The organism is Streptomyces piniterrae, assembly GCF_005048155.1.
GTDB classification, from domain to species: domain Bacteria; phylum Actinomycetota; class Actinomycetes; order Streptomycetales; family Streptomycetaceae; genus Streptomyces; species Streptomyces piniterrae.
Window position 1 is genome coordinate 62474 of the sequence record NZ_SUMB01000008.1, and the last position, 19890, is coordinate 82363.

At 70.6% G+C, this 19890-nt stretch carries 19 protein-coding genes; 9 read left to right on the forward strand and 10 right to left on the reverse strand.

The features are described 5' to 3' along the window. The first annotated feature begins 82 nt into the window (after positions 1 to 82). The 4 genes from FCH28_RS22625 to FCH28_RS22640 all read left to right on the forward strand — a co-directional run bounded on the left by FCH28_RS22625 (position 83) and on the right by FCH28_RS22640 (position 4128). Complete coding sequence (locus tag FCH28_RS22625) at positions 83 to 817, forward strand: DUF4232 domain-containing protein (protein WP_136741942.1); 735 nt, start codon at positions 83 to 85, stop codon at positions 815 to 817. 352 nt (positions 818 to 1169) lie between these two features. Beyond that, positions 1170 to 2201, forward strand: coding sequence for an NlpC/P60 family protein (locus FCH28_RS22630; RefSeq protein WP_246103091.1), 1032 nt, complete (start codon positions 1170 to 1172; stop codon positions 2199 to 2201). A gap of 154 nt (positions 2202 to 2355) precedes the next feature. Further along, positions 2356 to 3315, forward strand: coding sequence for a helix-turn-helix domain-containing protein (locus FCH28_RS22635; RefSeq protein WP_136741943.1), 960 nt, complete (start codon positions 2356 to 2358; stop codon positions 3313 to 3315). A 144-nt stretch (positions 3316 to 3459) separates the two neighbouring features. Beyond that, entirely contained in the window at positions 3460 to 4128 is a 669-nt protein-coding gene (locus FCH28_RS22640; protein WP_136741944.1) for a DUF4232 domain-containing protein, read from the forward strand. 19 nt (positions 4129 to 4147) lie between these two features. Here the strand turns inward: FCH28_RS22640 and FCH28_RS22645 are convergent, their stop codons facing one another. Further along, positions 4148 to 5956, reverse strand: coding sequence for an NHL domain-containing thioredoxin family protein (locus FCH28_RS22645; RefSeq protein WP_136741945.1), 1809 nt, complete (start codon positions 5954 to 5956; stop codon positions 4148 to 4150). Positions 5957 to 6121: 165 nt separating this feature from the next. Continuing rightward, on the reverse strand, positions 6122 to 6910 hold the full coding sequence (locus FCH28_RS22650) for a carbon-nitrogen family hydrolase (RefSeq protein WP_136741946.1): 789 nt from the start codon (positions 6908 to 6910) through the stop codon (positions 6122 to 6124). A gap of 145 nt (positions 6911 to 7055) precedes the next feature. Here FCH28_RS22650 and FCH28_RS22655 point away from each other — a divergent pair, with 145 nt between their 5' ends. Beyond that, positions 7056 to 7880, forward strand: coding sequence for a maleylpyruvate isomerase family mycothiol-dependent enzyme (locus FCH28_RS22655; protein ID WP_136741947.1), 825 nt, complete (start codon positions 7056 to 7058; stop codon positions 7878 to 7880). Positions 7881 to 8140: 260 nt separating this feature from the next. Here the strand turns inward: FCH28_RS22655 and FCH28_RS22660 are convergent, their stop codons facing one another. The 4 genes from FCH28_RS22660 to FCH28_RS39350 all read right to left on the reverse strand — a co-directional run bounded on the left by FCH28_RS22660 (position 8141) and on the right by FCH28_RS39350 (position 11105). Continuing rightward, positions 8141 to 9394 carry an MFS transporter gene (locus FCH28_RS22660; RefSeq protein WP_169314231.1) on the reverse strand — a complete coding sequence of 418 codons (1254 nt, stop codon included), beginning with the start codon at positions 9392 to 9394 and terminating at the stop codon, positions 8141 to 8143. Positions 9395 to 9465: 71 nt separating this feature from the next. After that, complete coding sequence (locus tag FCH28_RS22665; RefSeq protein WP_136741949.1) at positions 9466 to 10140, reverse strand: GntR family transcriptional regulator; 675 nt, start codon at positions 10138 to 10140, stop codon at positions 9466 to 9468. Between the two features lie 103 nt (positions 10141 to 10243). Then, the gene (locus FCH28_RS39345) at positions 10244 to 10690 is read right to left on the reverse strand and encodes an NUDIX hydrolase (protein ID WP_342781660.1); all 447 of its coding nucleotides are present in this window, start codon (positions 10688 to 10690) and stop codon (positions 10244 to 10246) included. A gap of 49 nt (positions 10691 to 10739) precedes the next feature. Further along, positions 10740 to 11105, reverse strand: coding sequence for a GNAT family N-acetyltransferase (locus tag FCH28_RS39350; RefSeq protein WP_169314221.1), 366 nt, complete (start codon positions 11103 to 11105; stop codon positions 10740 to 10742). Between the two features lie 215 nt (positions 11106 to 11320). On the opposite strand from FCH28_RS39350, the gene FCH28_RS38235 reads away from it, so the two are divergent. Continuing rightward, complete coding sequence (locus FCH28_RS38235) at positions 11321 to 11497, forward strand: hypothetical protein (RefSeq protein ID WP_169314222.1); 177 nt, start codon at positions 11321 to 11323, stop codon at positions 11495 to 11497. A gap of 75 nt (positions 11498 to 11572) precedes the next feature. On the opposite strand, the gene FCH28_RS22675 is transcribed toward FCH28_RS38235, so the two are convergent. Genes FCH28_RS22675 through pdhA form a run of 3 tightly spaced genes read right to left on the reverse strand, consistent with a single transcriptional unit; the run spans position 11573 to position 15268 of the window. Continuing rightward, positions 11573 to 13042 (reverse strand): dihydrolipoamide acetyltransferase family protein, encoded by a 1470-nt coding sequence (locus tag FCH28_RS22675; protein ID WP_136741950.1) that lies wholly within the window; start codon positions 13040 to 13042, stop codon positions 11573 to 11575. Between the two features lie 22 nt (positions 13043 to 13064). Then, the gene (locus tag FCH28_RS22680) at positions 13065 to 14048 is read right to left on the reverse strand and encodes an alpha-ketoacid dehydrogenase subunit beta (protein ID WP_136741951.1); all 984 of its coding nucleotides are present in this window, start codon (positions 14046 to 14048) and stop codon (positions 13065 to 13067) included. A 2-nt stretch (positions 14049 to 14050) separates the two neighbouring features. After that, positions 14051 to 15268 (reverse strand): pyruvate dehydrogenase (acetyl-transferring) E1 component subunit alpha, encoded by a 1218-nt coding sequence (pdhA, locus tag FCH28_RS22685; RefSeq protein ID WP_136741952.1) that lies wholly within the window; start codon positions 15266 to 15268, stop codon positions 14051 to 14053. Positions 15269 to 15597: 329 nt separating this feature from the next. Between pdhA and FCH28_RS22690 the strand changes: the two genes are divergently transcribed. The 3 genes from FCH28_RS22690 (at position 15598) to FCH28_RS22700 (ending at position 17974) form a co-directional block, all read left to right on the forward strand. Continuing rightward, positions 15598 to 16257: a response regulator gene (locus FCH28_RS22690; protein ID WP_136741953.1), complete on the forward strand. Its 660-nt coding sequence runs from the start codon at positions 15598 to 15600 to the stop codon at positions 16255 to 16257. Positions 16258 to 16409: 152 nt separating this feature from the next. Beyond that, the gene (locus FCH28_RS22695; RefSeq protein WP_136741954.1) at positions 16410 to 16826 is read left to right on the forward strand and encodes a pyridoxamine 5'-phosphate oxidase family protein; all 417 of its coding nucleotides are present in this window, start codon (positions 16410 to 16412) and stop codon (positions 16824 to 16826) included. Between the two features lie 92 nt (positions 16827 to 16918). Further along, positions 16919 to 17974: a phosphotransferase gene (locus FCH28_RS22700; protein ID WP_136741955.1), complete on the forward strand. Its 1056-nt coding sequence runs from the start codon at positions 16919 to 16921 to the stop codon at positions 17972 to 17974. Between the two features lie 65 nt (positions 17975 to 18039). Here FCH28_RS22700 and FCH28_RS22705 read toward each other — a convergent pair whose 3' ends face one another. Next, complete coding sequence (locus tag FCH28_RS22705; RefSeq protein ID WP_187363897.1) at positions 18040 to 19650, reverse strand: protein kinase domain-containing protein; 1611 nt, start codon at positions 19648 to 19650, stop codon at positions 18040 to 18042. Between the last annotated feature and the right edge of the window lie 240 nt (positions 19651 to 19890).

Sequence of the window (19890 nt, forward strand, 5' to 3'; positions counted from 1 at the left end):
GCCTTGTGGACATCACGCAGGGCCGGACCCGAGCAGAGCTCGTGACAGGCCGCAGGACGTACCGCGTACAGGGGAGACCGGAATGCCGCGCATCGATGCCACCGCCAGCACCGTTCGTACGGCGCCCACCGGCCGGAGCACCCGCCGCCGTACGCTGCGGATCGCCGCGGCCGGACTGACCGCCGTCGCCGCGCTCACCCTCACCGCGTGCAGCAGCGAGGACGACGCGCTCAAGACGGCACCCGCCAAGCCGTTCCACCCGGCGCCCCAGATCGCGGCCGAGGCGGAGCTGACGGCGGCGGGCCACGACGTGATCACCACCAGGGCGGACGGGTTCGCCGCGGCCGGCGACGGCGGGGAGAACCGCGGCCGGAGGGTCGCCTCCGTCCGGCACCCGGCATGCGACGCCGCCAAGGTCCGCATCGCGGCCAAACCGCTGAACCGGCCGGTCAACCATGTGCTGCTGGAGGCCACCAACACCACCGGCGCCACCTGCGACCTCTACGGCTACCCGTACCTCCGCGTCGACGACTCGCAGTCGCCGCTCGCGGACCTTGCGGAGAGCAGGCCGCAGGCCGTGGTGACCCTCGCCCCCGGCGAGTCCGGTTACGCCGCGGTGATGACCTCCGCCGCCGACGGCTCCGGCGCCAACGGCCGCACGACGACATCGCTGACGGTCAGCCTCCGCGGCCGCGACGGCAAGGGCAGCATCGGCGGCTCGGCGGCCGTGGCCCTGGCGGGAGATTCGACGTATGTCGACGACAGCGCATGGGTGACGTACTGGCAGACGAACCCGAGCGACGCCGCCAACTGGTAGGCCACCCGCGGTAGATCGGCTACCGGCAACCCCATGAACCAGGGCGCCCGTTCCCCCTAGCGGGCGCCCTTCCTCGTTCCCGGACGGCTCCGCCCTGCGGCGGGGCCGTCCCGTCATGTCCCACCAACCCGGTTCCGATGTCCCGCACTTGCCCCGCTTTCCTTACGTCTTCGCAGGTCACAGCGGCGCGCAGGGGCGGGACGTCCCACGGGACAAGGAATCTCGGGCCGGCTGCCGCACCCCGCCACACGATGGTTCCCGTCGCCGCGAGCAGACCATCCGGCGACGTTTCACGTGAAACGTCACCGGCGACCGGGCGGCACCAACCAGCCAGCCGCGGAGGGGAATCGGCATGCGCGAGAACAGGACCACGCACACAACAGACACCACACGTTCCACGGACACCCTGGAGGTCACGGGTGGCGGAGGCGGAGCTCACAGGGCGCGCTCCCCGTTCCGCAGGACCATGCTCCGCAAGGTGCTCCCCGCGGTCGCCGCGGCCGGCATAGGCGTCGCCGGATTCGCGGGGTTGGCGCACGGTGGCGAGGCGTCCGACGCGACGGCCGGCGGCGGGCATGCGGCAGCGAGGACGACGCTCTCCCGAGACTCCACCGCCACCGTCACCACCCGCGCCGCCGGCACCGGATCGCTACGCGAGGCCGCGGCCGCCGACTTCCCCACCTGGGGCACCCGTTGGGTGGTGCACGCCACCGCGGACATCAACTCGCCCTCGGTGGGGATGATCAACAAATCCGCGCCCGGCCAGGACCGGATCACCGCGGACTATCAGGTCGACACCGGTCACAAGGTGTGCGAGGGCAGCGCCTGCTCGACGTTCATGGCGCATATCACCGGCCCGGTCACCGGCTTCCTCAGCGTCGTCGCGGTGGACATACCCGAGGACCGGCTGCCGGGCATACCGGTCAAGGGCGGCCCGCAGCCCCCGCAGCCCGGCGGCTCCCGGCAGGAGATGCTCAACCGCGCCGCCACCTGGCTCACCGCCAACAACGGCGCCCAGGTCCCGTACAGCCAGGCCGAGGTCTGGAAGGACGGCTACCGCCAGGACTGCTCGGGCTATGTGTCGATGGCCCTGGGCCTGCCGACGCCTGGCACCAACACCGTGGGCCTCGCCACCAACCGCGCCCTCACCCGGCCCATATCGGTGGGCGAGCTGGCCCCCGGTGACCTGCTCATCGACGCGGCGGGCGACAACAACACCCGGCATGTCGTGATCTTCGAGAAGTGGAACAACGACGCGCACTCCTCGTACACCGCCTACGAGCAGCGCGGCGGGCACGGCACCGACCACCGGACGCTGACCTACGGACTGCCGGGCGGCGACGCGGAGTTCAAGCCGTACCGTCCGGTGAAGTTCGGCGACTGAGTCCGCCGAACGTGATCACGAGCTGCACCACCACGTGATCAAGGGCAGAAATTTCACGAACTGATCCGGGTCCGATCCGGATCGTGTAACGAGGGGCACTTCCGTCACAGGGGAGCGGAAGTGCCCCTCGCGCGCGCATGTCCGCTGTGCTGGAATGCGAGACGTGCCCGGCAACCCACACCACGCCGCGAACGCCCGCCGTAAGCCACTGGCCCCGCTCCCCGACGAACTCTCCGGACCCACCAGGGACTTCGTCGCCGCCCTGCGTCGTATGCACGGCGAACTGGGTTACAGCCTCAAGGAGTTGGAAGGCCGGCTGCCCGCCAGCCGCTCCTCCCTCTCGCGCTATCTGCGCGGCCAGAGCCTGCCCGACGAACGCTTACTGGTGCAGTGGTGCAAGCTCTCCTTCACGGGCGAGGACCGGCTGCCCGCCCTCGTCGAGCTGCTGCACCGTGCCAACGAGGCGGCGGACGCGGGAGAGCGGGGCGGCGGGCCGGAGACGGAGTCGACGGACGGGGAAACGACGGCCACTGCGTCGACGGCCGGAGATACGACAGTCACTGCGTCGGCTGACGCGGGGGCGGTGGACGCTGAGCACGCGGCGGACCTGCCGCCCGTCCGGCGCCGGCTGAACCTGGTACTCGCCGGGCTCGGCACCGCCGCCGTTCTCGCCGCCGCCGCGTTCGCCGTGCCCGCGCTGACCGGCCCGGACGGACCACCGAACCGCTCGACGGACGGATCGGCCGGCGGCGGCCAGACCCAGGACGCGCAGGGCGCACAGACCTCCGGGGCAGGCACCGGCTCCGCCCGGATCACCGTCCACAACGTCGAAAAGGCCTGCCAGCACCAGCACACCAGGGACTGCGCGCTCGGCCTGGCCCGCGACCCGTTCATGCCGTACCGCCGCTCCAACGTCGCCGGCCATGTCTGGCACGGCGATGTGCTGCACGCCGTCTGCCGGGTCGCCAACGGCATCACGGTCACCGACGAGGTGGGCGGGCACAGCAGCATATGGTTCCGGGTCGACGACAGCGTCGAGCGGGCGTGGGTGCCGGGCATCCGGATCCGGCCGGAACAGCTGGAGAACACCTCGCTGCCCAGCTGCCCGGACTGATCTTGATCGGGGCCGCCCCTTCTGACCTGCGACGACTTCTCGGCTACGAACCCACCCTGGCGCATCGGGAGGCAATCGATATCGTGGCGGTGCCATGACAGACACGCCTCGCTGATCGCAGTGACCCACTGGGGGAATCCACCCATGACCGCAAGCCGCTCCCGCCGCCGCTCTGCCGCGTACGCCGCGCTGGCCCTAGCACTGTGCGGCTCGCTCGCACTGACGGGCTGCAACAGCAAATCCAAGAAGTCGAAGAAGACCTCGTCGTCCTCCTCCTCGTCGTCGTACAAGAAGAAGAAGCACAAGATCATCGGCGGCGGTGCAGCGGCGGGCGCGGGTGCCGGCGCGGCGGCGAACAGGATCGTCAAGTGCCGCCCCGGCTCGGGCACCACGATCACCCAGGCGTCGAATCCGGACATGGTGATCCTCACCTTCACCAACCCCAGCAGCAGCCCCTGCCGGCTCTTCCACGCCCCCCTGGTGCGCTTCGACAACGCGGCGAAGCCGCTGCCCTCGATGAGCGGTGTGCCTGGGGAGCTGGAGTACAGCAAGATCGACGTGCCGGCCCGGGGCAAGGCCTACGCCGTCATCCCGACCAACACCGCCGCTGCCAAGGGCACCAAGAAGAAGACGGTGGACATCTCCTTCATGGGCATTTCGGAGGACTCCCGCCCCATCGGAGACCTCCACCTCGACTTCACCCAGAACTCGAGCAGCCACCACGGCTACGACATCTCCGTCGGCAACACCAAGGTCACCACCTGGGTCCTGAACCTCAAGGGCGCCAAGGTGGTCGCGGAGCACTACAAGTAGTCCGGCCGGTCCGGCTCGGCTACCCGGCGTCCAGCCCCGCCAGCACGAGCCCGAGCCGGGCCACCCCGCCGTCGACGACCCGGACCGGGACGCCCCAGTCCTGCTGGTGCACATGGCACGCCGGATATTCGATGTCAGGGGCGTCGTCGCAGGACGCGGCCATCGCCGAGACATGCAGCACGCCCTCGGTCACGCCGTCCGCGAGCACCAGATCCCGCGTCAGGTCGCTGCCCGCGCCCGCGCCGTCGGCGAGCAGCTCGGGCGGTGTCGCGCTGACCAGCAGCCGGGTGGACGGGCCGTAGCGGGTGTCGAGCTTCTGGCCCGCGGGGGCCTGGAAGACCACGTCCAGCCGGAGCCTGCCAGGGGCGACCTCGGTGGCCGCGCGCTGGGTGCGGTGCGCCACCGACTCGACGCGCACCGCCTCCTCGGGGAGCCGCAGCCGGGTCAGCCGGTGCCGGGCGGACTCCACCACCACGATGTCGTCGTCCGCGAGCACCGCCGCCGAGGGCTCCCGCAGATCCGTCGCCAGCGTCGTCACCTCGCCGCTCGCCGGGTCGAAGCGGCGCAGTGCGTGGTTGTACGTGTCCGAGATGGCGACCGAGCCGTCGGGCAGCGCCGTCACACCCAGCGGGTGCTGCAGCAGCGCCTGGTCGGCGGCGCCGTCGCGGTGGCCGAAGTCGAACAGCCCGGTGCCGACGGCGGTACGGACGACATACCCGTCACCGTCTTCGGCGGGCTCCACCCAGCGGACCGCGCTGGTCTCCGAGTCGGCGATCCACAGCCGGTCACCGGCCGCCGCCAGCCCCGAGGGCTGCGCGAACCACGCCTCGGCGGCCGGGCCGTCCACCAGCCCCTCGTTGGTCGTACCGGCCGCGACCTCGACCGTGCCGGCGGCCGGGTCGTACGTCCACAGCTGGTGCACACCGGCCATCGCGATCCACAGCCGGTCCTGCCACCAGGCGATGTCCCACGGCGAGGAGAGGTCCACCGCACGGGCCGGGCCCGAGGTCGGCGAGCCCTGCCACCACTGCCTGCCGGTGCCGGCCACCGTCTCCACGGTGCCGGTTCCCGGGTCGAAGACGCGGATGGCGTGGTTGACGGTGTCCGCGACGGCGACCTTGCCGTCCGGCAGCAGCGCCAGGCCCTGAGGCTCGTTGAAGGCGTCCGGGGTGAACCCGCGCTCGCCGCTGCCGATCCGGCGCAGCACCTGCTCGCCGTCCGCCGCCAGCTCCACGAGCTGGTGCCGGGTGGTGTCGGAGACGAGGAACGTGCCACCCGGCAGCCGCAGTGCCTTGCCGGGGAAGCGCAGGTCGGTGGCGACCGGCTCCGGCGGTACGTACGGGCCGTCGCCGCGCCGCAGCGTGCCCTTCTGCTCGTGCTCGGCCGCCAACTCCTCGACGAGTTTCTCGATGGCGTGCGCATGGCCCTCGCCGGCGTGCTGGGCGACGACATACCCCTCGGGGTCGATCACCACGAGCGTCGGCCAGGCCCGCACCGCGTACTGCTTCCAGGTGGCGAGCTCCGGATCGTCCAGCACCGGGTGCTCGACGCCGTACCGCTCCACGGCGTCCACCACGGCCTGGTGCTCGGCCTCGTGGACGAACTTCGGCGAGTGCACCCCGATGATCACGACGGTGTCGCGGTGCCGCTCCTCCAGCTCACGCAACTCGTCCAGAACATGCAGACAATTCACACAGCAGAAGGTCCAGAAATCGAGGATGACAATGCGTCCTCGCAGGTCGGAGAGGGTCAGATCCTTGTTGCCGGTGTTCAGCCAGCCGCCCTTGCCGATCAGCTCGGGGGCCCGGACGCGCGCACGTGAAGCCATGTGGACATTCAACGCCACGCGGGCGCGTGCGCATTCCCAGGGGGACGGTCGGATGCCCACCCGACGATCGGATCCCGACCGAGGACCGGAATACCGCCCCGCGTCTCCGCGTTGTGGACCCGCAGGGGGCCCTCGCATCCCCTAGGGGATCTGTTCGACCATCCCCTAAGGGACGTCGAGCCCCAGGACGCGGTCGCGGAGGACGGGGAAGTCGGCGCGGGTCTTGGCGACCTTGGCCGGATCGAGGTCCACGGTCAGCACCTCTTCGTCCGGGCCGGCCTCGGCGAGCACCTCGCCCCAGGGATCGACGACGACGCTGTGGCCGGCCTGTTCGACATCGGCGTGGGTGCCGGCGGTGCCACACGCCAGCACATAGGTCTGGTTCTCCACGGCGCGGGCGCGGGCCAGCAGCGACCAGTGCGCGCGGCGGCGGGCCGGCCAGCCGGCGGGCACGACCAGCATCTGCGCGCCGTCCGCCACCAACTGCCGGAAGAGTTCAGGGAAGCGGAGGTCGTAGCAGGTGGCCAGGCCCAGTGTGGTCTGCGGCAGGCCGACCGTGACCGCCCGGTCACCGGCGCCCAGCAGAACGGCCTCGCCCTGGTCGAATCCGAAGCGGTGGATCTTGCGGTAGGACGCGGCGAGTTGGCCGTCGGGGGAGAAGACCAGCGAAGTGTTGTAGAGAGTGCCGTCCGCGGCCCGCTCGACGATGGATCCGGCGTGCAGCCAGACCCCGGCGTCCCGTGCGGCCGCGGCCATCGCCTCATGCGTCGGACCCGTCAGCGCCTCCGCCTCCGTGGCGAAGAGATCGGCCGCGAACGCACCGACCGTCCACAGCTCGGGAAGCACGACCAGATCGCTGTCCGCCTGCGCACGGACGAGCGAAGCCGCCCGTGTCCGCCGGGAATTGACCGATTCCGCCGGATCCACACACATCTGGATCAACGAGGCGCGCACAGTACCACCGCCTAAGCTTTCGAACCGGGCCGTCAGTCAAACATCCACCTACGATGGTCCCCCGAAAGCACTGCCGGGGTGCCCGTGCGCAGCGTAACTTAACTGCACAGACAGCAGCCCGCGTACGAACCGTCCGAGGGGTCCCGTGACCGTCCATCCCAGCCTTCAGTCCTCCATCGATGCCTGGACGCACTCCATAGAAGCGATAGCCGAGCTGGTGACGCCGCTCGTCGAAGGTGAGTGGAGCAGGGCGACGGACCTCCCAGGGTGGTCCGTGCGCGATGTCGTCTCGCACATCATCGGCCTGGAATGCGAGATGCTCGGCGACCCACGTCCGATCCATACGCTGCCGCGCGACCTCTACCACGTGCGCACCGAGTCCGCCCGCCGTATGGAGGTGCAGGTCGACGTCCGCCGGCACCACACCGCGCCGGAGATGCTCAGCGAACTCGAATACACCGTTATCCGCCGCTCCCGGCAGCTGCGCAACGAGTCCCGCCAGCCGGACGCCGTGGTGCGCAGTCCGCTCGACGAGGACCGGACGCTGGAGTTCGTGCTCCAGCAGCGGGCGTTCGATGTCTGGGTGCACGAGCAGGACCTGCGCCGGGCGCTCGGCAAGCCCGGCAATCTCGACTCCCCCGGTGCGTATGTGACGCGCGATCTGCTGTTGAAGGTGCTGCCCGGCGTCGTCGCCAAGCGGGCACAGGCGCCCGCCGACTCCGTGGTGGTCTTCGATGTCAGCGGCCCTGTGGAGTTCATGCGCACGGTCCGGGTGGACGCCGAGGGCAATGGCACGATCAACGGCAGCGTCTCGCTCGGCCCGACCGTGACACTGTCTCTGGACTGGGACACCTTCGTCCGGCTGGCCTGCGGCCGGGTCCGCCCGGCGGCCGTCGCCGACCAGGTCAAGATCGATGGTGACCGTGAGCTGGCCGAGACGATCCTGAACCACTTCGCGGTCACGCCGTAGCCGGCGGCGTGGAGCGCGCCGCTTCGTGGGTCGTCACGTTCGTGGCGTTTCCACGTTCGTGGACCGTTTCACGTGAAACCAACGCCTCCGACCATCCCCTCGGCCAACTGGCCGCAGGGTTACGCGCCTTGGAGCACCACCGGATGGTGCTCCCGGGCGCTGGGAGCTCCGGCGGGACGGCCGTGCCTGCCGCGGTGGCGCCCGCGCGCGGCGGGCCGGTAAGCGCCTTCAACCGCTCCGTGAACCGTCCGCGGTAGGCATCACACGGGTACGTGGACCGCCTCGACCCTGCTCACCACCAGCCGTTCCCGCTCGCGCCGTGCCGCGCGGCGGCGCAGCCGCAGGATCTGTGAGACGCCGAGCGCCTCCAGCACGAAGACCGAGGCGAACGCGATCCGGTAGTTGTCGCCGGTCGCGTCCAGCAGCACGCCGACGGCGAGCAGGGTCGTCATCGACGCGGTGAAGCCGCCCATGTTGACGATGCCGGAGGCGGTGCCCTGGCGCTCCGGCGGGTTCGCGGGGCGGGCGAAGTCGAAGCCGATCATCGAGGCGGGGCCGCAGGCGCCCAGGACCGCACACAGTGCGATCAGCAGCCCGATGGGTGCGTGATCGGCCGGCCAGGCCAGGGTGAGCCCCCACATCAGAGCGGTGGCCGCGACGGTGCCGAGGGCCAGCGGCGTACGGGCCGCGTGGTGGCGGGCGATGACCTGGCCGTAGACCAGGCCGACGGCCATGTTGGAGAGCACCACGAGGGTGAGCAGTTCACCGGCCGTGCCACGGGACAGGCCCTGCGCCTCGACGAGGAACGGCAGGCCCCACAGCAGCAGGAAGACCATCGCGGGGAACTGGGTGGTGAAGTGCACCCACATGCCGAGCCGGGTGCCGGGCTCACGCCAGGCGTCCGCGATCTGGCGGCGAATGAACGCGGTGCCGGAGTGCTCGACGGGCGCGGGCGGCGGTTCGAAGCCTTCGGGGTGGTCCTTGAGGAAGACCAGCAGCAGGGCCAGGACGACGATGCCGCCGGCTGCGCTGCCGGCGAAGGTCGGGGTCCAGCCGAAGGTGTGCAGCAGCCGGGCGAGGACGAGGGTGGAGATCAGGTTGCCCGCCATCCCGACGAGCGCGGCGATCTGGGCAATCATCGGGCCGCGGCGGGCGGGGAACCACCGTGAGCCCAGCCGCAGCACGCTGATGAACGTCAGCGCGTCACCGCAGCCGAGGAGCGCGCGGGAACCGAGCGCCATGGCGTACGACTCGGAGAGCGCGAAGCCGAACTGGCCGAGGGTGTAGAGCACGACCCCGAGCGTCAGCACCCTCTTGGGGCCGAGCCGGTCGACCAGCAGGCCGACGGGTATCTGCATGCCCGCGTACACCAGCAGCTGCAGGATCGAGAAGGTGGACAGCGCCGAGGCGTTGATGTGGAACCGCTCGGCGGCGTCCAGACCGGCCACGCCCAGGCTGGTGCGGTAGGTGATCGCGACGAAGTAGACCGCAACGCCGATGCCCCAGACCGCCATGGCCTTGCGGCCGCCGGGCGGATCCGAGAGCAGCGGCCGGGTGGACCCGCCCGCTGTTCCTTCGCTCCCGTTCATCGCACCTCGCCCTGGGCGAGGTTGCGGACCCAGCTGACGTGCCGGTGCACGGCCTCGGTCGCCGCGTCCGGGTCGCCGGCCCGCAGCGCCTGAAGGATCTCCGCGTGCTCGGCGATGTTCTTGGCGATCCGGTCGGGGTGTGCGTGCATGACCGCGACGCCCATCCGCAGCTGGCGGTCCCGCAGCTGCTCGTAGAGCCGGTCGAGGATCTGATTGCCGGTGCTGCGGACGATGGCGGCGTGGAAGGCCCGGTCGGTGACGGAGACGGCGGCCAGGTCGCCGGCCGCGGCCTGCTCGCGCATGGTCTCGAGCAGCTCGGCGAGCTCGCCGAGCAGCGCCTCGGTCGCCGGTACCGCCTTGGCCGCCGCATGCTTCTCCACCAGCAGCCGGGTCTCGACGACGTCGGCGATCTCCTGCGCGGAGACCGGCAGCACCAGCGCGCCCTTCTTCGGGTAGAGCTTGATCAGCCCCTCGACCTCCAGCCGCAGCAGCGCCTCGCGCACCGGCGTCCGCGATACGCCCACGGCCTCCGCGAGCTCACCCTCGGTGAGCAGCATTCCGCCCTCGTAGCGACGGTCCAGGACGGCGTCCTTGACATGCGCATAGACCCGCTCGGCGGCGGGGGGCTGCTTGGCGGGGGCGGTGTGTGCGGGAGCGGGTGCGGGCGACATGTGCACAGCATAGATACAACACGTATGCGTGCGCCTGCGCATTCCGCGATGCGGACGGGAGGCGGCGGTCAGGCCCCTGGCGCGCCCTGGGCCGGCCCCTTCCTCAGCCCGCCATCCGGCCCTCGGCGATCAGGCGGTCCACCACCTGCGAGTGGGCGGGGGCGCAGCGTTCGCGCGCTTGCCGCCGGTCGAACCAGGCGTACTCGGCGATCTCCCGGCCGGGGACGGGGGCGATGTCCTGGGGGCCGCCGGTGAAGCAGGTCATGTGCAGGCGGCGCCCGCCCTTGCCATGGGCGACGTCGTGGATGACGAAGGCTTCCGACAGCTGCTCTGCCGGGACCAACAGGCCCAGCTCTTCGGAGAGTTCGCGGGAAAGCGCCTGGACGGCGGTCTCGCCCGGTTCGTATTTGCCGCCGGGGAGGTAGAACGTGTCATTGCCCCGGGTCCGTACGCTGAGCAGGCGGCCCTCGCGTATATGCAGCCATCCGACGGACTTCAGGGGCGCGCGGCGTTCCAGCGCGATCAGTAGGCGGCCGGTCCTGTCGTCCACCCGTCGCGCACGCTCCGTGAAGCCGAGGCGCTCATAGAAACGGCGGGCGCTAACCGTCCCCCTCGGGGATCTCCAGCATCAGCGCACCCCGCAGCGACGCCGCATGCTCCACCAATTGCCGCCCGGCGTCGCCCCCTTGGGCCTCGGGCGCCACAAACAGCCCGCCGATCTCGGCCTCGTCCTCGCTCCGCCCCGGCAGCAGACGGAGCACCGCGATGACGGCGCCGTTCCCCTCGGCGACCCAGTTCTCGGCACCGCGTTCGCCGGCGCCCTGACCTTCGACGGACGGGTGAGCGTGTTCGACGAAAGAGCGCGCCTGCTGGGAGGCCCGGGAGCACAGGTCGCTCACGGCATCGGCGTCGGCCGCCCGATAGCGCCGGATGATGGTGCCGTCGCGGATGATCATGTCGTTCATGGCGCCGACGCTAAACAGCGGTGCCGATGGCGGCAAACCCTTTCCGGCCCCCGCTCCGGAGGGACCGGGAGCACGCCATGTCTGTCGAAAGGGGGACGACGGGTCAGACTCAAGTCTGACGTGACTCCGTACCTGACGCGTACGGATCGGTCCGGAATCCATGGGTGAATAGAGGCACGGGGCCGGGAGGCTCCGCCACTCAAGGGGAGTTGACCATGCAGCCCAGGACGAACGCCGGCCGTCGCACCCGGAACGCCGTCGTGGTGGCACTGATCGTCGCCGCACTGTGGGCCGGCGCCACGCTGACCCGCGGCGCCGCGCACGCCGATCCGTCTGGCCCGACCGGCCCGGTATCGCACTTCAGCCGCGCGGTGGAGCTCATCCGGAGCTGATAAGCCCGCGGACAGCGGCAGGGGCGGTGTTTCACGTGAAACACCGCCCCTGCCGCTGCTCTCAGCCCTGTCGGCTCAGCTCCAGGTGATCAGCCGCTTCGGGCGTTCCAGCACCGCCGCGATGTCCGCGAGGACCTTGGAACCCAACTCGCCGTCGATCAGGCGGTGATCGAAGGACAGCGCCAGCGTGGTGACCTGCCGCGCCTTGACCTTGCCCTTGTGGACCCACGGCTGAAGCTTGACCGCGCCGAAGGCCAGGATCGCCGACTCCCCCGGGTTGAGGATCGGGGTACCGGTGTCGACGCCGAAGACGCCCACGTTGGTGATGGTGACCGTGCCGCCGGACATCGCCGCCGGAGAGGTCTTGCCCTCACGGGCGGTGGACACCAGCTCACCCAGTTCGGCAGCGAGCTGGGGAAGCGTCTTGACGCCCGCGTCCTTGATGTTCGGGACGATCAGACCGCGCGGCGTGGCCGCCGCGATCCCCAGGTTCACATAGTCCTTGTAGACGATCTCCTGGTTCGCCTCGTCCCAGGCCGCGTTGACCTCCGGGTGCCGCTTGAGGGCCACCAGGAACGCCTTGGCGACGAGCAGGAGCGGATTGACGCGCAGGCCGGCCATGTCCGGGTCCTGCTTCAGCTCCTGGACCAGCTTCATCGTCCGCGTCACATCGACGGTGATGAACTCCGTGACATGCGGCGCGGTGAAGGCGCTGGAGACCATCGCCTGCGCGGTGGCCTTCCGTACGCCCTTGACCGGCACCCGGCGCTCGCGCTCGCCCGGCACCACGACACCCGGCACCTCGACCGGGGCAGCCGCCTCGGCGACCGGCGCGGCCACCGAAGGCGCCGGAGCCGGTGCCGCGGCGGCGTGCACATCATCGCGGGTGATGATGCCGTCCGGCCCGGTCGGGACGACCGACGCCAGATCGATGCCGAGGTCCTTGGCGAGCTTGCGCACCGGCGGCTTGGCCAGCGGCCGGCCAGCGGACGGGGCGGCCAGCGGCGCGGGAGCCGCCGGAGCGGCGGCCGGAGCGGGTGCATGCCCGTTGAGCTCCGCCTGGAGCCCGCCGCGTACCGGCTCCGGCTGCGTCGGCACGCCCGGCTGCGGCTTGCGCGCCCGGCGCTTGGTCGACGAGGGGGCGGCGCCGTATCCGACGAGCACGGCCTGGCGGCCCTGCGGCTCCGCTTCCTCCTCCGGGGGTGCGGTGGGTTCGGTCTCGGCCTGCGGCTGGGCGGCCACCGGCTGCTCCGTGGCCGGCCCGGCGCCGGGGTCGGTGTCCACCGAGATGATCACGGTGCCGACGTCGACGGTCTCGCCTTCGCCGAACCGCACCTCGTGCACCACCCCGTCGTACGGAATGGGCAGTTCGACGGCTGCCTTGGCCGTCTCGACCTCACACACGACCTGGCCGTCGGTGACGGTGTCGCCCGGCTGGACGTACCACTTGAGGATCTCGCCCTCGGTGAGGCCCTCGCCCACGTCGGGCATCTTGAACTCGCGGAAGCGCTGTGTCTTCTGGGGGCCGGCGGTCCCTGCAGTCATGGTCACGACTCTCCTCTAACCCTCAGTACGCCAACGCGCGGTCGACGGCATCGAGCACCCGGTCCAGTCCCGGCAGGTACTCGTCCTCCAGACGGGACGGCGGATACGGGGCGTGGAAGCCGCCCACCCGCAGGACCGGAGCCTCCAGGTGGTAGAAGCAGCGCTCCGTGATCCGGGCGGCGATCTCCGCGCCGGCGCCGAAGAAGACCGGGGCCTCGTGGACCACGACCAGGCGGCCGGTCTTCTCGACCGAGGACTGGATCGTGTCGAAGTCGATGGGGGAGATCGAGCGCAGGTCGAGTACCTCGACCGACTTGCCCTCCTCCGCCGCGACCTTGGCGACGTCCGTACAGACCTTCACCATCGGCCCGTAGGCGGCGAGCGTGAGGTCCGTACCGGCCTGTGCGACCCGGGCCTTGTGCAGCGGGTCCGGGATCGACTCGGTGTCCAGGCGCGACTTGTCGTGGTAGCGGCGCTTGGGCTCGAAGAAGATGACCGGGTCGTCGCCCGCGATGGCCTGCTGGAGCATCCAGTAGGCGTCCGAGGAGTTCGAGGGGGAGACGATCTTGAGGCCCGCGACGTGTGCGAACAGCGCCTCGGGGGACTCGGAGTGGTGCTCGACCGCGCCGATGCCGCCCGCGTACGGGATGCGGATGACGACCGGCACCTTGACCTTGCCCAGCGCCCGCGCGTGCATCTTCGCGAGCTGGGTGACGATCTGGTCGTACGCGGGGAAGACGAAGCCGTCGAACTGGATCTCGGCGACCGGGCGGTAGCCGCGCAGGGCGAGGCCGATCGCGGTGCCGATGATGCCGGACTCGGCGAGCGGGGTGTCGATCACCCGGTCCTCGCCGAAGTCCTTCTGGAGGCCGTCGGTGATGCGGAAGACGCCGCCGAGCTTGCCGACGTCCTCGCCCATGACGAGGACCTTGGGGTCGGCCTCCATGGAGGTCCGCAGCGATTCGTTGATCGCCTTGGCGATGGTGATCTTCTCGAAGACTGCCATGGTCAGTTCCCCTCCGCGACGGCATCGGCGTCGGCGAACGACGCCTGGTACGCGGCGAACTGCGCGCGCTCCTCATCGACGAGCGCGTGCCCGTCGGCATAGACGTTCTCGAAGATCGCCAACATGTCCGGGTCCGGCATCGCCCGTACGACCTCGCGGACCCGCTTGCCCAGGGCCTCGCTCTCCTCGTCGATCGAGGCGAGATACGCGTCGTCGACGATGCCCTCGGCCTCCAGGTACGCCCGCAGCCGCTGGATCGGGTCCTTGGCCTCCCAGGCCAGCCGCTCCTCGTCGGCCCGGTACTTCGTCGGGTCGTCGGAGGTGGTGTGCGCGCCCATGCGGTAGGTGAACGCCTCGATGAGCATCGGGCCCTCGCCGGTACGCGCCCGCTCCAGCGCCGCCTTCGTCACCGCGAGGCAGGCGAGGACGTCATTGCCGTCGACCCGTACGCCGGGGAAGCCGAAGCCGCGGGCGCGCTGGTAGAGCGGGACCCGGGTCTGCCGCTCGGTGGGCTCGGAGATCGCCCACTGGTTGTTCTGGCAGAAGAAGACGACCGGGGCGTTGTAGACGGCGGAGAAGGTGAACGCCTCGGCGACATCGCCCTGGCTGGAGGCGCCGTCACCGAAGTACGCGATGACCGCGGAATCCGCGCCGTCCTTCTGCACGCCCATCGCGTAACCGGTCGCGTGCAGCGTCTGCGAGCCGATCACGATGGTGTAGAGGTGGAAGTTGTTGCTGTTCGGGTCCCAGCCGCCGTGGTTGACACCGCGGAACATACCCAGCAGGTTCGTCGGGTCGACGCCGCGGCACCAGGCCACGCCGTGCTCGCGGTAGGTCGGGAAGACATAGTCGTCGTCGCGCAGGGCGCGGCCCGAGCCGATCTGGGCGGCCTCCTGGCCCAGCAGCGAGGCCCACAGGCCCAGTTCGCCCTGGCGCTGGAGGGTGGTCGCCTCGGCGTCGAATTTCCGCGTCAGCACCATGTCGCGGTAGAGACCGCGCAGCTCTTCGGGGGAAAGGTCGATCGCGTATTCCGGGTGCTCGACCCGCTTCCCTTCCGGGGTCAGCAGTTGTACGAGCTGATCCTGCTCCGCCTGTTCGGTCTGGCCGGTGGTGCGGGCCTTGGCCGGGGACGCCTTCTTTGCCGGCGTCGTCTTTTTGGCGGTGGTGCGCTTGCTGCTGCCGCGGGCGTTTTTCCGCTGCGCAGTGCCTTCCACGGTCACGTGCTGCTCCTCCGTCTGTCCGGCCCCCGGGGTCCGCCGGTGGCCGTATTGCGGCTCACCCGGTATCCGATACGGCGCACGGGGTGTGTGCGAACGCGGCCGGATCCGGGTGGAACAAAGCGTCCCGGACAGTGGCCTGCTCATTGCACGTTACCCATTGTCAAAGCCTAAGTGGAAACGGCCCTGACCTGCGATTTTGCTTGGATTTCCAAGTAAATCGCGAGGGCTGGGAACAACTCCTGGTCACAGCGTTGCAGGCCGCCGGGACAACGGCACGTTATATCGGTGACCTGGAGCACGGGAAGACTTTCGTGTGTGAGACTGGGTCGGTGCGCGAAGACGGAAAAATCACGGTATTCCTGCTCGATGACCACGAAGTCGTCCGGCGCGGCGTCCACGAGATGCTGTCGGTCGAGGCGGACATCGAGGTGGTCGGCGAGGCCGGCACCGCCGCGGATGCCCTGGTCAGGATCCCCGCGACCCGTCCCGACGTAGCGGTACTCGATGTCCGGCTACCGGACGGCAGCGGCGTCGAGGTCTGCCGCGAGATCCGCTCCCAGAACCCCGAAATCAATTGCCTGATGCTCACCTCGTTCGCGGATGACGAGGCCCTTTTCGACGCGATCATGGCCGGCGCGGCGGGCTACGTCCTCAAGGCCATTCGCGGCAGTGAGCTGCTCTCCGCGGTGCGCGACGTCGCCGCCGGGAAATCGCTGCTCGACCCCGTGGCCACCGCCCGCGTACTGGAACGGCTGCGCGACGGCAACACCGCGAAGGGCGACGACCGGCTCGCCAACCTCACCGATCAGGAACGCAGAATCCTCGATCTGATCGGCGAGGGACTCACCAACCGGGCCATTGGCGAGCGCCTCCATCTCGCCGAGAAAACGATCAAAAATTATGTCTCCAGCCTGCTCTCCAAGCTCGGTATGGAACGCCGCTCCCAGGCCGCCGCGTATGTCGCGCGAATGCAGGCGGAAAAGCGCTGAGCGAACGTTCAACACCCGCTGACCAGGTCTTTCAGCATCTGCCGCAGCCGCGGTGACGGCGGGTTCGGCCCGCGGTATTCGGGACCAACGTCCCGCCTTCTCGGGGCCCCGGTCCCTACTTACGGGCGTGCCCTCCCGGCACTCTGAGCACCATGCCCTCGGACGACTTCCGCGCCATCGAGCTGCTGAGCCGCACCCCCTACGGGCGGGTGTCGGCCAGCCGGCGGGCGCTGCCCTTCACCACCGTCACCCGGCATCTCGTCCTGGACGGCGAGCTGATCCTGCGGCTGCACCGCGGCTACGGCTACCACCGGGCACTGGACGGCAGCGTCGTCGCGTACGAGGCGGACAACATCAACAGCGGCGCGAGCGACACCTGGTCCGTGCAGTTCACCGGCACCGCCCGCGTCGTCACCCCCACCCCCGCCGAGCGCGCGCTCTTCGGCCGCACCCCCCGTCTCGCGGACGGCGTCCCCTTCGAGCCGGTCTTCCTCCGCATCGCGCCCGAGTTCGTGACCCTGCACCGCCTCACCGACGTGCCGGTTTTCCGGTGCGCGGAGCCCGTGTGAGGGTCCGCGCGACGGCTGCCGCCACGGCCACGCTGCGTGAAGCTCTGTTCCACACCTCCTCCGACTGGCGCAGTTGATCTAACATCTGGCGCGTGCTGCGCTCATCTGTAGTCCGGACGGCGGCGACGCCCGACAGGCACGCTCTCGGATCCCTGCTGCGCCGCTATGACGGCGCCGGGGAGCCGCTGTCGTGCGAACCGGTCGCCGAGGGCCTGCTCAACCACGGCTATTTCCTCGCCACCACACGCGGCCGCTACTTCCTCAAGCACCATCTCGACGGCGACCGCACCGCCATCACCCGCCAGCACCGCGCCACCCTGCGGCTCGCCGCCCTCGGACTCCCGGTCGCGCCGCCGGTCGCCGACGCGGACGGCCGTACGGTCACCGTCCTGGAGGGCCGCTGCTATGCGCTGCACCCCTGGGTCGCGGGCCGCCACCTCGGCGGCGCCGCGCTGACCCACGGCCAGTCCCGCCGGCTCGGCGCCCTCCTCGGGCTGGTGCACACCGCCCTGGAGCAGGTCATGGCGGACGCCCCGCACCCGCCCAAGCCGCCGTACGCGGACGCCGCCGCCGACCCCGCGCGGACCTTCGAAATGATCGACGAGCTGCTGGCGCTGGCCCGCGGCGCCCGTCCCCGCACCAGCTTCGACGAGCTCGCCGAGCACCGGCTGCTGGAGCGCAGGGCGCTGCTCGCACGGCAGGCCCACCGGCGCCCCGCGGCCGGCGCCGAGCCCGCGGCGGGCTGGGTGCACGGCGATTTCCATCCACTGAACGTGCTCTACCGGGGCGCGGAGCCGGCCGCGATCGTCGACTGGGACCGGCTTGGTGTCCAGCCGCGGGCCGAGGAGGCGGTACGGGCCGCCGCGATCTTCTTCGTACGCCCCTGCGGCACCCTCGACCTGGCCAAGGTGGCGGCGTACGCGGGCGCCTACCGCGGCGTCTGCGGGGCCGGCGCCGACGAGCTGGCGGCGGCCGTGCACCGGGTGTGGTGGGAGCGGCTGAACGACTTCTGGATGCTCACCTGGCGCTACCGCCTGGGCGATCGGCGCACCGATCCGCAGTTCCCCGCGGCGGCCGCACTGGCGGTGTGGTGGACCCGCGAGTACGCGGCGGTGCGTGACGCGTTCACCGGCCGCCGGCCACGGTGAACGCAACGGCGGGCCGGCCCAGGGATTCCTGGGCCGGCCCGCCGTGGTGAGATTCGGCGTCCGGGTCAGCCGGTGGTGCTGCCGGTCGTGCCCGTGTCCGCGCCGCCGTCGGTGGTCCCGGTGTCCGTGCCGCCGTCGGTGGTCCCGCCGCTGTCCGTCCCGGCGATGGTGCCACCGTCGGTGGTCCCGGTGTCCGTACCGCCGTCGGTGGTCCCGCCGTCGGTGCTGTCGCTGGGTTCCGGAGTCGTGGGCTCGTCGCTCGGCGTCGGCTCCTCGGTGGTCGGCTCGGAGGTCTCCGGCGTGGTCGGCGCCTCGGTCGGCTCCTCGGTGTACGTGTCACCGCCGCTCGCGTCGCCGGGCTGTGTCTCCGGCGTGGTCGGCTCCTCCGTCGGCGGCTCGGTGGTCTCGTCCTCCTTCGAGGGCGACGGCGACTGCGAGGTGCCCGGATCCTTCTTGTGGTCGGTGCCCTTGGTGTTCTGCACCGCGAACGCCACACCCATCGCGATGGCGATCATCGCGAGCGCCGCGATCAGCCAGACCTTGCCGCGGCCCCGCTTGGCAGGACGCTGCCCGCCCTCGAAGCCGCCGTCGTCCGCCCGCATACCGGGCGGCAGGATCGGGCTCGCCTTGGTGGCCCCGGCCTCCGGGTGCGGGAGCGCGGTGGTCGCGGCGGTGCCCATGGCCGGGGTGCTGCCGCCCTCGTGGGTGGCGACGGGGCCGGTGTTCCAGGTGCCGGTGTGGCCGCCCAGCTCGTTCAGCATCTGCAGCGAGTACTGGACCAGGCCGCGCATCTCCTCCGCGGTCTGGAAACGGTCGTCGGGGTCCTTGGCGAGCGACCGCATGACCAGGCCGTCCAGCTCCGGCGGGACCGCCTCGGCGACCTCGGACGGCGGCACCGGCATGTCCTGAACATGCTGGTAGACGACCGAAAGCGGAGTCTCACCGGTGAACGGCGGCCGCAGTGCCAGCAGTTCGTACAGCAGACAGCCGGTGGCGTAGAGGTCGGAGCGGGTGTCGACGGTCTTGCCGAGCGCCTGCTCCGGGGAGAGGTACTGGGGCGTGCCCATGACCATGCCGGTCTGGGTCATCGTGGACTGCGCGCCGTGCAGGGCACGGGCGATGCCGAAGTCCATGACCTTGACCGCGCCGCTGTGCGTGATGATCACGTTCGCGGGCTTGATGTCACGGTGCACGATGCCGTGCTGATGGCTGTACGCCAGCGCCTCCAGCACACCGGAGACGATGATCAGCGCCTGGTCCGGCGGCGGGGCGTCGGCATTGAGCAGCAGATCGCGGATGGTGTGGCCCTCGACCAGCTCCATCACGATGTACGGCACGGTGTTGCCGCCGACGAAGTCCTCGCCGGAGTCGTAGACCGCGACCACCGCATGGTGGTTCAGCCCGGCCACGGACTGTGCCTCGCGCGTGAAGCGGGCCTTGGACACCGGGTCCTCGGCAAGATCGGCGCGCAGCAGCTTCACGGCGACGGTACGGCCCAGGCGTACGTCCTCGGCGGCGAAAACCTCCGCCATGCCGCCCCGGCCGAGCCGGCGCGTGAGCCGGTAGCGGCCGTCTCCGACCAGCCCGCCGTTGCCCCACATCTCCGGTGAATCGGGGATATTGGAGCCGGTGGCCTCAGGGTCGGACGGGCCCTGTGGGCTCTGCGTCGGTGCCATCGGTCCTCGCCGTCGAATCGATCCGCATGTAAGCGGTAAGGTCTCGGTCTTCGCTAGAGCACGCTACAGGCTCCGCGACACCCACCGGTCCGTCGTGGACCGAACAGCAAACCCTCTGCATGCCAGGAGTGGCAAGTTCACCAGGGGTAATCGAAGCCACAAAACGTCTCATCACCGTGACCGGATCTTGCACATCTGGTCACGGAACGGGCACACGGCTTGACGTGTCCAGGGCCTACG

Bases quoted from the DNA above. Each gene is read 5' to 3' on its own strand.
- FCH28_RS22625 (WP_136741942.1), top strand. From the start codon at position 83: ATGCCGCGCATCGATGCCACCGCCAGCACCGTTCGTACGGCGCCCACC.
- FCH28_RS22630 (WP_246103091.1), top strand. From the start codon at position 1,170: ATGCGCGAGAACAGGACCACGCACACAACAGACACCACACGTTCCACG.
- FCH28_RS22635 (WP_136741943.1), top strand. From the start codon at position 2,356: ATGCGAGACGTGCCCGGCAACCCACACCACGCCGCGAACGCCCGCCGT.
- FCH28_RS22640 (WP_136741944.1), top strand. From the start codon at position 3,460: ATGACCGCAAGCCGCTCCCGCCGCCGCTCTGCCGCGTACGCCGCGCTG.
- FCH28_RS22645 (WP_136741945.1), bottom strand. From the start codon at position 5,956: ATGGCTTCACGTGCGCGCGTCCGGGCCCCCGAGCTGATCGGCAAGGGC.
- FCH28_RS22660 (WP_169314231.1), bottom strand. From the start codon at position 9,394: ATGGCGGTCTGGGGCATCGGCGTTGCGGTCTACTTCGTCGCGATCACC.
- FCH28_RS22665 (WP_136741949.1), bottom strand. From the start codon at position 10,140: ATGTCGCCCGCACCCGCTCCCGCACACACCGCCCCCGCCAAGCAGCCC.
- FCH28_RS39350 (WP_169314221.1), bottom strand. From the start codon at position 11,105: ATGAACGACATGATCATCCGCGACGGCACCATCATCCGGCGCTATCGG.
- FCH28_RS38235 (WP_169314222.1), top strand. From the start codon at position 11,321: ATGCAGCCCAGGACGAACGCCGGCCGTCGCACCCGGAACGCCGTCGTG.
- FCH28_RS22675 (WP_136741950.1), bottom strand. From the start codon at position 13,042: ATGACTGCAGGGACCGCCGGCCCCCAGAAGACACAGCGCTTCCGCGAG.
- FCH28_RS22680 (WP_136741951.1), bottom strand. From the start codon at position 14,048: ATGGCAGTCTTCGAGAAGATCACCATCGCCAAGGCGATCAACGAATCG.
- FCH28_RS22695 (WP_136741954.1), top strand. From the start codon at position 16,410: ATGCCCTCGGACGACTTCCGCGCCATCGAGCTGCTGAGCCGCACCCCC.
- FCH28_RS22705 (WP_187363897.1), bottom strand. From the start codon at position 19,650: ATGGCACCGACGCAGAGCCCACAGGGCCCGTCCGACCCTGAGGCCACC.